General features: G+C 57.3%; 10 protein-coding genes. 3 read left to right on the top strand and 7 right to left on the bottom strand.

Going from position 1 to position 13,384, the window contains the following annotated elements; translation table 11 throughout:
• Positions 1–6 precede the first annotated feature (6 nt).
• Both xseB and BUB22_RS07785 read left to right on the top strand, forming a co-directional pair.
• Positions 7–219, top strand: coding sequence for an exodeoxyribonuclease VII small subunit (xseB, locus tag BUB22_RS07790; RefSeq protein ID WP_072808406.1), 213 nt, complete (start codon positions 7–9; stop codon positions 217–219).
• Positions 212–1,042, top strand: coding sequence for an ATP-binding cassette domain-containing protein (locus tag BUB22_RS07785; RefSeq protein ID WP_073114634.1), 831 nt, complete (start codon positions 212–214; stop codon positions 1,040–1,042). Before xseB ends, BUB22_RS07785 begins: the two co-directional genes overlap by 8 nt.
• Positions 1,043–1,053: 11 nt before the next feature.
• Here BUB22_RS07785 and BUB22_RS07780 read toward each other — a convergent pair whose 3' ends face one another.
• The 7 genes from BUB22_RS07780 to BUB22_RS07750 all read right to left on the bottom strand — a co-directional run bounded on the left by BUB22_RS07780 (position 1,054) and on the right by BUB22_RS07750 (position 11,504).
• Positions 1,054–1,473 carry a hypothetical protein gene (locus BUB22_RS07780; protein ID WP_072808402.1) on the bottom strand — a complete coding sequence of 140 codons (420 nt, stop codon included), beginning with the start codon at positions 1,471–1,473 and terminating at the stop codon, positions 1,054–1,056.
• A gap of 78 nt (positions 1,474–1,551) precedes the next feature.
• Positions 1,552–5,235, bottom strand: coding sequence for a methionine synthase (gene metH / locus BUB22_RS07775; protein WP_073114633.1), 3,684 nt, complete (start codon positions 5,233–5,235; stop codon positions 1,552–1,554).
• Positions 5,236–5,469: 234 nt separating this feature from the next.
• Complete coding sequence (locus BUB22_RS07770) at positions 5,470–7,821, bottom strand: CotH kinase family protein (protein ID WP_254794679.1); 2,352 nt, start codon at positions 7,819–7,821, stop codon at positions 5,470–5,472.
• Between the two features lie 203 nt (positions 7,822–8,024).
• Positions 8,025–8,705 carry an ABC-type transport auxiliary lipoprotein family protein gene (locus tag BUB22_RS07765; RefSeq protein WP_254794678.1) on the bottom strand — a complete coding sequence of 227 codons (681 nt, stop codon included), beginning with the start codon at positions 8,703–8,705 and terminating at the stop codon, positions 8,025–8,027.
• A 9-nt stretch (positions 8,706–8,714) separates the two neighbouring features.
• Entirely contained in the window at positions 8,715–9,641 is a 927-nt protein-coding gene (locus tag BUB22_RS07760; RefSeq protein ID WP_073114630.1) for an MlaD family protein, read from the bottom strand.
• Between the two features lie 12 nt (positions 9,642–9,653).
• Complete coding sequence (locus tag BUB22_RS07755) at positions 9,654–10,436, bottom strand: ABC transporter ATP-binding protein (RefSeq protein WP_073114629.1); 783 nt, start codon at positions 10,434–10,436, stop codon at positions 9,654–9,656.
• A gap of 9 nt (positions 10,437–10,445) precedes the next feature.
• On the bottom strand, positions 10,446–11,504 hold the full coding sequence (locus BUB22_RS07750) for an MlaE family ABC transporter permease (protein ID WP_073114628.1): 1,059 nt from the start codon (positions 11,502–11,504) through the stop codon (positions 10,446–10,448).
• Positions 11,505–11,936: 432 nt separating this feature from the next.
• On the opposite strand from BUB22_RS07750, the gene BUB22_RS07745 reads away from it, so the two are divergent.
• Complete coding sequence (locus BUB22_RS07745; protein ID WP_083535454.1) at positions 11,937–13,322, top strand: class I SAM-dependent RNA methyltransferase; 1,386 nt, start codon at positions 11,937–11,939, stop codon at positions 13,320–13,322.
• The last annotated feature ends 62 nt before the right edge of the window (positions 13,323–13,384 follow it).

Below are 13,384 nucleotides of genomic sequence, written 5' to 3'. Positions count from 1 at the left end.
CCACACATGAGCAAAGAAAATCTAGAGTACAAGAACTCGATGGAGCGCCTGGAGGCCATCCTTACGCGTATCGACAACTCCGAGATGGAGATTGACGAGCTGGCGGGGAGTGTCCAGGAGGCGACGGCCCTGCTGAAGAAGTGCCGCCAGATTCTCCTCGAGACGGAGAAGAATGTCCAGGAAGCCCTGGAGAGCCTGGACGGGGAGGCCGATGCCTAACCAGCAGGCGGCTCCCGCGGGTGTACCCGCCATCGAGGCGAGCGGGCTTACGGTTCGGTTCCCGGTGCGGGGTGGCGTGTTCGGAAAGGTGAAGGACTACTTCACCGCGGTCGATGGCGTCTCGTTCACGCTGGAACAGGGCAAGACCCTGAGCGTGGTGGGCGAATCGGGCTGCGGGAAGTCGACCCTCGTGAAGTCCCTGGTGGGGCTCGTGCCGCTTGCGTCGGGCAGCGTGAAAATTTTCGGGAGGGGCGTGCAGTGCGGGAAGATTGCTCCCGAGGGGGGCGAGAAGCCTGCGCGCGTGTGCGATGTGGTGCAGATGGTGTTTCAGGACCCGTTCAGCAGCCTGAACCCGCGACAGACGGTAGAGGAAATCCTGACAGCCCCGCTGGTGGCCCGCAAGGTTGCTTTCGAGAAGGCGCGGCAACGTGCAGTCGAGCTGCTAGAGCGCGTGTCCATTCCGCACGGCGCGATGGAGAAATTCCCGCACGAGTTTTCGGGAGGCCAGCGGCAGAGGCTCTGCATTGCGCGTAGCCTGATGGTTGAACCGAAGGTCCTGCTTTGCGACGAGGTTACGAGCGCGCTGGACGTGTCGGTGCAGGCGCAGATTCTACACCTGCTCGACGACCTGAGGCGCGATCTCGGGCTGAGCATACTTTTCATTAGCCACGACATGCAGGTGGTGCGCGCGATTTCGGACGACGTGCTTGTTATGTACTTCGGCAAGGTGGTGGAGCGCGGGCCCGCAGACTCCGTGCTTACGGACCCTCAGCACGAATACACGAAAAAACTACTTTCGTGTGTACCTACTATACGCAAATAGGGTGGGGCGTTTTAATGTCCGCGCTTGCACTTGACGCCGATGGTCTTGACTAGGCGTTCCTGGTTGGTGTCGAACTTGTCGTAGGCGAATTCCTCGACGTAGACGGCCTTGCAGTCAAAGAACTTCTCGCTGTAGACGAGCTTCATGTTCGACGAGTAGTGGTCGATAGTCATGCGGAAACTTTTCAGGTATTCGTTCTTGATGCAGGTCGTGACCAAAAAGTCTTCGAATTCGTCGAAAGAAATTTCCACGATGGTGTAGACGTCGCTCGTGTTTTCCTTGAGGAACTTGACCTTGCGGCAGCGTGCCGAAAGGTTGTTCGCGAGCTCGTTAAATTCCTCCGCCTTGTCGGGGAGAATGTTGTCAAATGTAATCTTTATAGCGAAAAGGTACGCCTTGGCTAGTTCGGGAAGATCTTGTCTGTCTTTCATAATGTACCTCGCAATCTGCTGTTAATTTAATCAAAAAACAGCGCGAAGTCAATAGGGCGTTTTTGCGAAACGGGCGATTTACACCTTCACGTGGAAGTAGTCGATTTCGGGGTGGCTGATGTAGAGGCCGCTCACGGAGGCCTGCGGGTACATGGCGCCGTTCTCAGTGAGGCTGATGCCTACGCTGTTAAAATCGATGAGTTTCGCGACGTTGAAGATTTCCTTGATGTTCGGGAGCACGGGGTAGCCGACGGCCGGGCGGATGCCCTTCCAGCCCTTGGTGCGCGCGAGTTCCTGGCTCAGGTATTCGGCGCCCGCTTCGGCGAGGCGGTCGGCGACAGTCTGCATCAAGAGAACGTCGTAGTCGCTGCCGCCCTGTTCGGCCTTGAGCTTTTCGAGGCGTTTGACGAAGGCGTCGCTCACGGTGACGGCGAAGGCACCTACGATGTCGCGGAAAACGTCTTTACCGGCGGGAGCGGCGAAGATGCTAGCGGTGTTCGCGTTGGCAGGCGCAACGTAGTCGCAGAGGGCAAGGCAGGTGCCTTCCGGGTTCTGCTGGCGTGCCGTAGCGACTTCGACAAAGTCGGAGTCGGTGCCGGTACGGCCCGTGTTGAACCTGATGGAATTTTCCGTACCGGCTGCAGGGTAGAACGCCTGCACGGCACGCAGCGCATACTCGGGCTTTGTGAGCGACTTGATAAGTTCTTCGGCGTCGGCCTTGAGTTTCTTTGCTTCTTCCTGGTCCGGCTTGATTTTCCAGGTAAAGAAGAAGTATTCCCAGGTGATAAGCGGGATGACTTTTTCGAGCGCGATGGGCGGGAGTTTGCTTTCGCCCATGAACGGAGGCTCCACCGGCTGGTACTTGCTCCAGTCGCAAAGGTAGCGGCGTTCGAGCGGAGTCTTCTTTGCTGCGGCCATGGCGCTTGCGGCTTCGGTCTGGATGCCGTTTTGCTTGTCGCGAATGCGCTGCTGTTCTTCGCGGTTTTCGCGGATGGTTTGTTCGCTAGTTGCTGGATCCAAAAGTTTCTGGGCGAGGCCCGGGTTGCTTGCGGCGTCGCGCACGTGGAATACGGGGCCGTCATAGCACGGAGCAATCTTTACGGCGGTGTGCGTGGGCGAAGTCGTGGCACCGCCGACGATAATCGGAATGCGCTGGCCTGCGTCCTGCATGGCCTTTGCAACGGTACACATTTCTTCGAGCGAGGGCGTAATCAGTCCGGAGAGGCTCAAGATGTCGGCCTTGTTTTCGATGACCGCCTTCACGATGACATCTTCGGGAACCATCACGCCGAGGTCCACCATTTCGTAGCCGTTACAGGCCATAATCACGGAGACGATATTCTTGCCGATATCGTGCACGTCGCCCTTGACGGTTGCAATCACGATTTTCCCGCGGCTAGAAGCGTTCGCGTCCTTGCCCGCCTCGATGTAGGGTTGCAAGATTTCTACCGCCTTCTTCATGGTGCGTGCGGTCTTTACCACCTGCGGCAAGAACATCTTGCCTTCACCGAAGCGGCGACCGACTTCGTTCATGCCGTCCATGAGCGGGCCGGAAATAATTCCCACCGGGCTATCGCCTCGGTTGATGAGTTCCATCAGGTCGGGCTGGAGCGTTGTAGAAGTTCCCTTGAGGAGTGCTTCTTGCAGGCGTTCTTCGGGAGTGGTTTTTGCCTGCTCGGAGTCGGCGCCGTTGTTGCCTGCGTCAGAACTGCTTGCGCCGGTGCTCATGGCGAAAATCGCCTTCGGGTCGTATTTGGTTCCTGCTTCCTTGGCTGCGTTCTGGGCCGCGGTCATGCGGCTTGCAATTTCGATGAGCGCTTCGCTGGCATCCGGTTCCGTGTTGTAGATGACTTCGGTAATGGCCATGCGGAGTTCCAGCGGAATCGTCTTGTATTCGATAATCGCGCTGGGGTTCATGATGGCCATGCCCATGCCGTTTGGAATCGCGTAATGCAAGAAGGTGGTATGCATCGCTTCGCGCAGGTAGTTGTTGCCGCGGAAGGCGAACGAGAGGTTCGAAAGACCGCCCGAAATGCGCACGCCGGGAAGGTTGTCCATAATCCAGCGGACAGCGCGGATAAAGTCGATGGCGTAGGCGTTGTGTTCCGCCATGCCGGTAGCGACCGTCAGCACATTCGGGTCAAAGATGATGTCCGATGGCGCGAAATCCAGTTGCTTCACCAGAATGTCGTAGGCGCGGGCGGCGATATTCACGCGGCGCTCGTAGTTGGTGGCCTGACCTTCTTCGTCGAAGAGCATCACGATGACGGCGGCACCCAGGCGCTTGATGGTGAGCGCATGCTCGATAAACGCCTGTTCGCCCATCTTGAGGGAGATGGAGTTCACGATGCTCTTGCCCTGGATGCACTTGAGGCCCGCCTCGATGACTTCAAATCGGGAAGAGTCCACCATGATAGGCACGCGGCTCACGGCCGGGTCCGATGCAATCAGGTTCAGGAAGGTCTGCATTTCGGCGGTGGCGTCCAGCAGACCATCGTCCATGTTCACGTCAATCACGTCGGCACCGTCTTCTACTTGTTTGCGTGCAATGTCGAGCGCCTCGTCGTAATTCTTCTCGTTAATCAGTCGCAGGAACTTCTTGGAACCCGCCACGTTGCAGCGTTCGCCCACCTTCACGAAGTCTTCGGCGTTGCAACTGTCGGCACCGTTGCTGGGGCGCACCTGTTCCTTGAACAGCGGCTCCAGACCCGCGAGTCGGAGTAGCGGGCTCGTGGCGTACTTGGGCGCGGGCTTTCTGCGTTCATAATCGGCTGGCAGTGCGTCCAGCATCTTGCGCATGGCGGCGATGTGTTCCGGTGTGGTACCGCAGCAGCCGCCAATCATGTTCACCAGCTTGTCGTCCAGGTAAACGCCCATCAGGCGCACCATGTCTTCGGGGGTGTCGTCGTAACCGCCGAACTGGTTCGGGAGCCCCGCATTCGGGTGACAGCTAATGTAGCAGGGCGCGACTTTGCCCATACGGCGCAGGTAAGGCACCATGCCGTCGGCACCGAGACCGCAGTTGAGGCCGATGGAGAGTGGGTGCATGTGCATCACGCTCACGGCGAACGCTTCCACCGTCTGACCCGAAAGTGTACGGCCCGAGGCGTCGCTCACTGTCATGGAGAACATGACTTCGACCGGCTTGAGGTCCGCAGCTAAGGTCCCTGATAAGGTTGGTGAGCCCGCCGAACCAGCCGAAGGGCCGGCGTCGGCAGCGCGTTTTTCCATCACTTTCGTAAAAGCACTTGCGGCAGCTTTCGCATTCAGTGTGTCAAAAATCGTTTCAATCAGAATCGCGTCTACGCCTTCATCCACCAGCACCTGAATCTGTTCCAGGTAGGCGTCTTCGAGTTCGTTGAAAGTAATGCTACGGCTCGCGGGGTCGTTCACGTCTTCGCTCATCGAGAGCATCTTGCTCGTGGGGCCCACGTCGCCCAGGATGTACACCTGACGGCCGTACTTTTCCATGGCCTCTGCCGCGGCTTGCTTCGCAATCTTCACGGCGGCGCGGTTCATTTCGGCGATGCGGTGCTCCTGGTGGTATTCGTGCTGGCTCACGCGCTGGCTCGAGAACGTATTCGTCGTCAAGCAGTCCACGCCCGCGTCCACGTAGCGGCGCTGGATATCGAGAATGATTTCCGGCTTCTCGATGGAGAGCATGTCATTGTTCGCGCCCTTGATTCCGTAAGTCTGAATCACGGAACCCATGCCGCCGTCCAGCAGCAACATCTTGTTTTCGAAAGCTTCACGTAGCGTCATATAAGTCTATCCACGACCCGAGGTTTATGCATATATTCGTTTTTATGCATAAATAATAGCAAATATTCCCGCGATAAACCTCTTGATGCCAGCAATAAACCCCTTGCAGCCGGCAATAAACCCCTTGCAGCCTGCAATAAACATCCCGCAGCCCGCAACTCTAATAACCAATAACTAATGACTAATAACCAACAACCAATGACCAATGACTAATAACTAATAACCAACAACCACTCACTTAAACACTGCGGTATAGCTCGCGCCTTCTTCGTTCACGACGAATCTCGGGTTTGCGGTCTCGCCATCGCTCCATCCGGTAAACACGGAGCCGCTGACCGGGACTGCGGTGATGACCATCCCGATGCCCGCGAAGAACTTACCCGCATAAGCCGGCGTGGGGGCGGGCCTGCCTTCCACGGTGATGTATCCGCTCCCGGTGACGTTCAGGTTCATGGTCACCATGCTCGTCATCCCGAATTCGAAGTAGTAGTCCTGAACAACGCTTGCGTCGCGCTCTTCGGACCATTCCTTGAGGCAACTGCCCGTCTTGCTGAAGCCCTTGCCGCAGGAGTTCTTGTAGTACATCTCGTCCTGCTTGAACTTTTTCAGGTCGCGGTTTATTTCGGCCGTGTCGATGGTCGCTGTCATTGCGTCAACCACGCGGGTCACGTTGGCCCCGTTCAGGTTGTTCTGCAACATCATGGCAGACCTGTTCAGGAACACGCGCTGGAATTCCGGGTTCTTGATAAGTTGTATGTACAGGTTCGCGAAGCAGCCTTCGTCCTTGCAGGGCTTGTTTCCGCCGCCCTTCTTTATCCACGGGAAAATGTCGGTGCTCTGGCTGAATTCGCCGCCGTTCACACCCCACATCCAATCAAATCCGTGGTCGAGGTCGTACACCATGAATTTCCACGGTTGCTCGGGGCTCTTCCAGGCGCGCACGTTGTTGTTCGGCCAGTCGCCGTTGTGGATGTAGATTTCAGCCGCCATGTAGTCGGCGAAGTTGCCCACGTCCATGAGGGTCTTTACCATCTCGTAGTTCTTGTTGTTTTCGCCACTGAAGTCGTTCTGCGCCACGAAACTCAGGAGAGTCTTGTATTCGTCGACAGATCCGTTGCTTGCGGTGACGTCGTGGCCGAGGTGCTTTACCATCGTGACCGAGTTCGCGTCGATTCCGTAGTTAGTTTCTACGTAATGCTTGTTGAAACGCTCGCGCATGTCGTGGATGCCGTAGTACTTTCCGTTGTAGAACACCACCACCTGGCGGCTACGCTGGTAGTCGACGCCGCTCCCTTCGAGAATTGCGCCGCCCATTGCATCGCCGATGTAGTCGCTCACGAATCGGTTGCCGTTGTTGCGCAGGTTGAACCCGCGGAACTTGCTGTTGATGTCCTTGCGGGTCTCGAACAGCGGGTAGTCGATTTTCCCGTCCTGGTACTGCTCGCGCATCACAATTGCGACGGACTTCTTGTCCTTGAGCCTGCTGTAGCCGCCCATGATGGAAATGCCTGCGTCGACTTCCCATGCGGGTGCAGTGGACTTGCTACCGTCGGGGAAGTATTCCACGTGCACGGGGAATTCCTTTTCTTCAAAGAGGCCCGCGGGTGCGCTTTTCGGAGTTTCGGCATTGGTCTTGATGTAGCTTTCCTTGAAGAACGCGGAATCGACGCTGACCGCGACGACCGGCATGCGGGCCGTTTCGCCGATGAAGAACGTCTTGGTAATCACGTCGGTCGTGAGCGCTCCGGGCTGGAATGCGGCACAACGGAAGACTGTGTTTTTCGAAATGGTAATCGGTGCGGTGAATTCGGGCGAGGCTTCGGTGGGCTTGGAGCCGTTCTGCGTGCAGCGAACGGTGGTGCCTTCCGGTACGGCGGGCGGGTCGAGCGTGATTTCGCTTGCGTAGAAGCCTGCGCTCTTGGTGCCGAAGTCAAACGTGGGGGCGAGTGTCGCGTATGCACCCGCATCGTCGTTGAGCGCTTCGGGAGTTGCGACGGCAAAATACTTGAGGCTTCCGTCCGAAACCTTGCCGTAGCTGATGCCGGCGGGGAGTGCGGGGTAGGTGAGGCTGTCGTGAATGGCGTTGTGGTTGTCGATGATGTAGAGCGTGCCGCCCTTTTTGTCGAGTTTCCAGTTGGTGTGCGTGCGGGCGTGCAGTACGTGGCCTTCGTCATCGACGCCGTCCACCATGCCCTCGATGGTGGAGATGTCCTTCTTGTCGAGGAATACGGTGCGGTATGCGCCCGCGGGGATGGTCTCGCCGCGGAACACCCATTTTTGCGGGTTCGTGAGGTTCTCGACCAGCGAGTAGCCCTTGAGGTTCACGTCCTTGTCGCCTGAGTTGAAAATTTCTACCCACGCGGGGTCATCGCCCTCGTGATCGAGCCACGAGAGGTTGAGCGAAGAAACTTCGGTAAGCCTGAGCGTCGGTGCTTCGGAGGTATGCAGTTCCTCTTTCGGGACGGGTATGGGCTCGTCTTCGCCTTTGGGTGAGGAAGGGTCGTCGGAGCAGGCCTGGAACGTGAGGCCCAACCCGAATGCGAGTGTCGCGGGGAAAATCTTGCGCGAAAGGATATAATCAAACATCGTGTACACCATACCGTATTTTAAGTATACAACCAAACCCGTAGTAAATTTAAAATCAAAAAAAGCAAAGGGATTAAACCTTCACTTTTTTTTACATCCGATGTGCGCTTTTATACGCTAAAATAGTGTGAAATGCCCGAAATGCCGAGTTTTGGGCGATTTAATCCCCAATTTTACACCGCGCGGGCATTCTCGTGCCAGATTTACTTGCCTGCGCCGGCGATGGCCCCGAGGGCCTCTTCCATGTACTTGCCGAGGAGCTTCGAGATGGCCTCTGCCACAAGGCGGGGCTCGCGACTGCTCACGGATTGCCTTTCGTCAAAACGCTTTTCCCAGAGAGGGGCGTCGCTGTCGGGTTTCTGGAGCGTAAGCTTGAGGGAAAGGCGTGCATACTGGCTGCTGCCTTCGTCGATTTCCTCGATGGCGTCGATGTGGCCCAGGAGTTCAAAATCGGGCTTGCCCGAGGCGCGGGTATCCACCGATGCGAAAAGCCCGCTTTTCACGATGTATTCTGCGGCGACCTGCGCCACCATTTGCTCGGGGCGAGATGCCCACAGGTCCAGGTCGTAGAACATGAAGTCGTAAGCGGATTCGCGGTAGACGATGTTGTTCCTCTGGTAGGCCTGGTCGATGGTGAACTTGCGCACCTGCAGGCGGCCGCTCGCTTCACCTGCATTTGGCATGTCGATGTTTTCGACGGCGAGCGTGAAGTAGCGGGTGGGTTCGCTCGTGCTTCCGCCAAAGCATGCGGTAAGCGTCATGGCTGCAAGGAACGCGATTGTCATCCCCGCGAAGGCGGGCGGACAGCACTTAACAACTTGTTGTTTAGTGCGCATGGCCACCAAGGTGGGGATCTTTTTTAATGCAAACGTAAACTTCTTCATGCTCTCTCCTTATTTGCGGCGGGTCTTCGCGGGTTCGCGGATGAGCGCGGAGGGGTTGTTCTTGATTTTCTGGCTGAACTCTTCGAGGTTCTCGAGTACGGCGTTCAGTTCCACGATGGCGTCCCCCACCTGGTCCTGGTTCTTGTAGACCATGCCGTCGAGCCGCTTCGAGAGCTGGCTGATGGATTCCATCGCCTTCGTCAAATTCTCGTTCATCGCCTTCGTGTCGATGGCGTCGAGTTTCTGCTTCAGAATGTCGAGGTCTTCGCCCGCCTTCGCGGCAATCTTCGCTTCTTCGATTTCACCCATCACGCGGTGCATCGATTCGGCGGACTTGGAAATGTTCTCGATGGGCTTTGCCATGCCCTGCGTGACGCGGCTCAGGTTCGCCGTCATGGCTTCGAAATTCTTGATGGCCTTGCTCAGGTTCTCCGCATTCTCGGCCGAGAGCAGCGTGTTGACGTTCACGAGTACGGAATCCACGTGCGCGACGATGTTGCCCGCCTGGCTCGTGATGTGGTCGAAGTGCGAGACTTCCGCCGGTACGAGCCCTCCTTCGGGCACGTTCGGTTCCGAGAACGATCCGCCCGAGAGCACCACCTGCTTTTCGCCGGTGAGGTTCATGCCCGCCGTCATGCCCGCGCGGGTGCCAATCTTGATAGGCGTGCCATGCGTCACCTTGAAGTTGACCACGACCTCGTTCAGGTTCTCTTCGTTGATGGTGATGCGCGTGACGCTACCCACGTCGATACCGTTCAGCTTGACCTTCGCGTCTACAAAGAGCCCGTTCACCGAGGTGTCGAAAATGGTGTAGTAGTTGTCGTACTGTTCGCTCAGGTAGCGCTTGAGCACGTAGCCGAGGAATACGCAGATGAGTATTCCGCACAGCAGCATGAACGCGCCAAGTTTAATTCTTTCGGATCGGGTGGTTTCCATCGTTTCTCCGAATCAATCTATAAAATTAAAGTGGTAGAGTCCCTCGGAGTATTCCTCCTTGGGGCACTGCCGGTTGAAAAAGTGGCGTAACGTGGGGTCGTCGGACTCCATGCCTTCCTGCAGCGTGGCGTCCTTGAGCACGTAGCCGTCCTTGAGGTACACAAATCTGTCGCAGATAATCTTGATGCTCTCGAGTTCGTGGCTCACGATGACCATCGATACCTTGAGCGTGTCGCGCAGTTCGAGCAGAAGTTCGTCGAGGGAGCGGGCCGTTACCGGGTCGAGGCCCGTGGAAGGTTCGTCGCAAAAGAGCAGTTCCGGCTTGAGCGCGATGGCGCGGGCGAGGGCTGCGCGCTTTTTCATGCCGCCCGAAATTTCGCCCGGGTACTTGTGGAAGGCATGCAGCAGGTGCACTTTTTCCAGGCGGTCGGCCACGATGGCTTCCATCTGGCTCTTGGGCATGTAGGGCATGCTGCGTTTGAGCGGCAACATCGCGTTCTCGGCGATGGTCAGGTCTGCAATGAGGGCGCCGCTCTGGAAGAGCACGCCCGTGCGCATGCGGGTCTCGCTGTCTAGCCCTTCTTTGGGCCCGAAGGTCTTGCCGAAGTAGGTGATGGTGCCTGCGTCGGACTTGATGAACTTCAGGATGTTGTTCAGGAGCGTTGACTTGCCGCAGCCCGAGCTCCCGAGCACCATGCGGATTTCGCCGCGCTTCACCCCGAAGGAAATGTCCTTCAGAATGGACTCGCGCCCGTAACTTGCCTTCAGGTGGTCTACTTTCAGGATTTCTTCCATTGTTGCTCCCTAGTAGAATATGAAGGCGAAGAGGGTGTCGGCGAGCACGATGCAGCAAATTGCGGCGACCACGCTCGATGTGGTTGCCTTGCCCACGGCTTCTGCGCCGCCGTGCGCGTTCAGGCCCTTGTTGCAGGCGATGAGCGTGACGATCCAGCCGAAGACGAGCGCTTTGATGCTGCTCTTTAGGAACGTGATGGGCGCGATACCGTCGCGGATACCCATCATGTAGTTGGAAAACGAAATGTCGCAGAAGAAGTACGCGATGAGGAACCCCGAGAAGCACCCGAAAATGGAGGCGCAGAACGAGAGGATGGGCGTTGCGACGCTCATCGCGATAAAGCGCGGCACCACCAGGTACTGCACCGGCGGGATTGCCATCGACTTGATTGCCTTGACTTCTTCGCACACGCTCATGTTCGCGATTTCGGCGGCGACGGCACTGCCGGAACGGCCCGCGAGGATGATGGTCGTGAGGAGCGGGCCGATTTCTGCGAAAATGAGGAAGCCGAGGCCCGAGGCGAGGTAGGAGCCGCCGCCCACCGCGTTCAGCATGATGGAACTCTGGAGCGCCATCGTAAGGCAGATGAGGGCGACCATCAAGAAGCATATTCCCATGGCTTCGCTCCCGAGCTTGAACATCTGCTTGGCGACACCGCCAAAATGGATCTTGCCCTTGTCGAACGGCCCGAAGATGGTCCAGTAGATGGACATGAACAGGAGCGTGAGAACCTCGAAGGATTCCTTCAGCACGGCAAAGCCGATGCCGCCGAGCATCTCGAGAACGTTGTTCGTACCCTTCGCGGGCCTTGCGGGCGGCTCCATCTTGCGGAGTGCCGAAAGGTGCGCCTTGATGTCGGCGTTGAAGTGGGCGAGGGTGAGCGCGTTGCCCGTCTTTTCGGAAAGTTCGGCGAGGAGCGCAAAGAACGCGTCGCCGCTGTAGTCCATGCTTGCGAGATTGCTGCCGTCAAGGCACAGCGCACCGCTACGGAGCTGCTTCGTGCAATTCCTGAGCAGGTCTTTGCTGTTCGCCGCCGTGAGCGTATCTGGCAAGAGAATAGTCGTCATGGTACAATTTCGGGCGAAATATAGAAAAATGAACCAAAAAAGGCCCGCTTTTGACCATTAAGGCGATAGCGGGCGTGTTTTGCCGACAAATTGCAGCGTTCGCGGGTTAAATGCGCTAGTCCTTCACGTTTTGGCGGTGAAAATTAAGATTTTTTGCCCGTTTCACCGCCACTTTGATAAGTTGTATGTAGTTTTTTGCTGAAATTCAGCACGAAATGCTTCTTGTTGGCGGTGAAATCAGATTTTTTTTGGACTTTTCACCGCCACGACATTGAAAGATGGCTTCAAAATATACGGTTTTACTGCGTACAAAGTAAATTCTGGCGGTGAAAATGCGGATTTTTTGTTCATTTCACCGCCACTTTTGCAATTTTGCGCCCCAAGACGTGCTTTTCGCCTTGGCGCAGGGCCGATTTTCTATCTTTAAGCTCGATGTCCCGCAATTTCTACAAACCTGGCAAGCCGCGCAGGCCGGGCCACAAGCGCCCTGCGTCTGCACGCCCCGCGTATTCAGCGCCCGTCCGCGAGGTGTTCGAAGTCCGCATCGAAAAAATGGTGCAGGGCGGCGAGGGTATGGCGCGCCTGCCTGATGGCCGCGTGTGCTTTGTCGCGGGTGCGTTGCCGGGCGAACTCTGCAAGGTGGCGGTGACGTTCACGAAAAAGGATTTTTCCCGCGGGCATGTCGTGGAAGTGCTGGAAGGCGCAAACCCCGACCGCGTAGAGGCGCGCTGCCCGCTGTATGGCAAGTGCGGCGGCTGTAGCCTGCAGCATCTGGACAGCGAAAAGCAGGCGGAATACCTAGCGCAAGTCGAACGCGAGAACTTCCGGCGCATCGCCCGCATAGAATTGCCCGAAAGTTTTATTGTGCATACGGGCCCCGCGTGGGGTTACCGCAACCGCGCGCGGGTCGTCGTGGTTTGCGACCAGGCCGGCGACAAGCCGATTGTGCGTTTCGGGTTCCGCAAGCAGGAAAGCAACAGTGTGGCGCTGTTCAAGAACTGCCCCGTATTGACGCCCGCGCTCAACGAGTTTTTGCAGGGCCGCGCCCGCGAGATTTTTGCGGGCAAATTCCGCCCCGGCCGCGAGATGGAAGTAAATCTCTTCGATAACGGCGCGGGTGAAATCTCGTACTATTACGAGGGAATGCCTGCCCGCGAATTCAGCGAGAATGCGGTGAGCGTCGCCGAAATCTGCGGCAAGAAAATCGAGGCCGATGCGGGCGTGTTCTTCCAGAGCAATCTCGCGCTGTTGCCCGCGCTGGTGAAGTCCGTGCGCGATGCCGTGGACGAGGGCCTTGCAAGCGGGGAGGCGAGCGACGAATGGCTCATCGACCTCTTTAGCGGGGTAGGGTTCTTCGCCGCGATGCTTATGGACAAGTTCAAGCGCGTGACGACCGTGGAACGCGAAGAAAAATGCCTGCAGCATGCGAAAGTTAATTTGTCTGAAACGCGCAATGAGCCAACGTGCAACAATGCATCGCGCAGCGACGAGGCAATGCGCGGCGCAATAAACGATAAACAGGCTACGGCGATAGAAAACGTTTCCGCCCCGGCCGAGGAATGGCTCGCGAGCAACGTGGTAAACATCCCCGCGACGCTCATCGTGGACCCGCCACGCACGGGCCTCCCGAAAGAAGCCCTCGACGCCATAGCGGATTCCTCGGTGAACCGCCTGATTTACGTGTCCTGCCACCCGGTGACGCTTGCCCGCGATACGGCCCTCCTTGCCGAAAAGGGCTTCAAAATCCGCCGTGCGGAGGCTTTTGCCTTCTACCCGCAGACTCCCCACCTCGAAATGATGCTCGTTCTGGCCCGCTAGAAACCGCCTAAAACGGCCAAAAACGCCACATATTGTAAAAACAACGCAACGGATATGGCAAT

Origin of the sequence: Fibrobacter sp. UWCM (genome assembly GCF_900129735.1) — a bacterium.
GTDB lineage: Bacteria > Fibrobacterota > Fibrobacteria > Fibrobacterales > Fibrobacteraceae > Fibrobacter.
Note: the sequence above shows the minus strand (reverse complement) of the source record. Positions and strands in the feature narration are given on the sequence as shown.

Coding starts and splice junctions, on each gene's coding strand:
- xseB (WP_072808406.1), top strand. CDS start 7: ATGAGCAAAGAAAATCTAGAGTACAAGAACTCGATGGAGCGCCTGGAG.
- BUB22_RS07785 (WP_073114634.1), top strand. CDS start 212: ATGCCTAACCAGCAGGCGGCTCCCGCGGGTGTACCCGCCATCGAGGCG.
- BUB22_RS07780 (WP_072808402.1), bottom strand. CDS start 1,473: ATGAAAGACAGACAAGATCTTCCCGAACTAGCCAAGGCGTACCTTTTC.
- metH (WP_073114633.1), bottom strand. CDS start 5,235: ATGACGCTACGTGAAGCTTTCGAAAACAAGATGTTGCTGCTGGACGGC.
- BUB22_RS07770 (WP_254794679.1), bottom strand. CDS start 7,821: ATGTTTGATTATATCCTTTCGCGCAAGATTTTCCCCGCGACACTCGCA.
- BUB22_RS07765 (WP_254794678.1), bottom strand. CDS start 8,705: ATGAAGAAGTTTACGTTTGCATTAAAAAAGATCCCCACCTTGGTGGCC.
- BUB22_RS07760 (WP_073114630.1), bottom strand. CDS start 9,641: ATGGAAACCACCCGATCCGAAAGAATTAAACTTGGCGCGTTCATGCTG.
- BUB22_RS07755 (WP_073114629.1), bottom strand. CDS start 10,436: ATGGAAGAAATCCTGAAAGTAGACCACCTGAAGGCAAGTTACGGGCGC.
- BUB22_RS07750 (WP_073114628.1), bottom strand. CDS start 11,504: ATGACGACTATTCTCTTGCCAGATACGCTCACGGCGGCGAACAGCAAA.
- BUB22_RS07745 (WP_083535454.1), top strand. CDS start 11,937: ATGTCCCGCAATTTCTACAAACCTGGCAAGCCGCGCAGGCCGGGCCAC.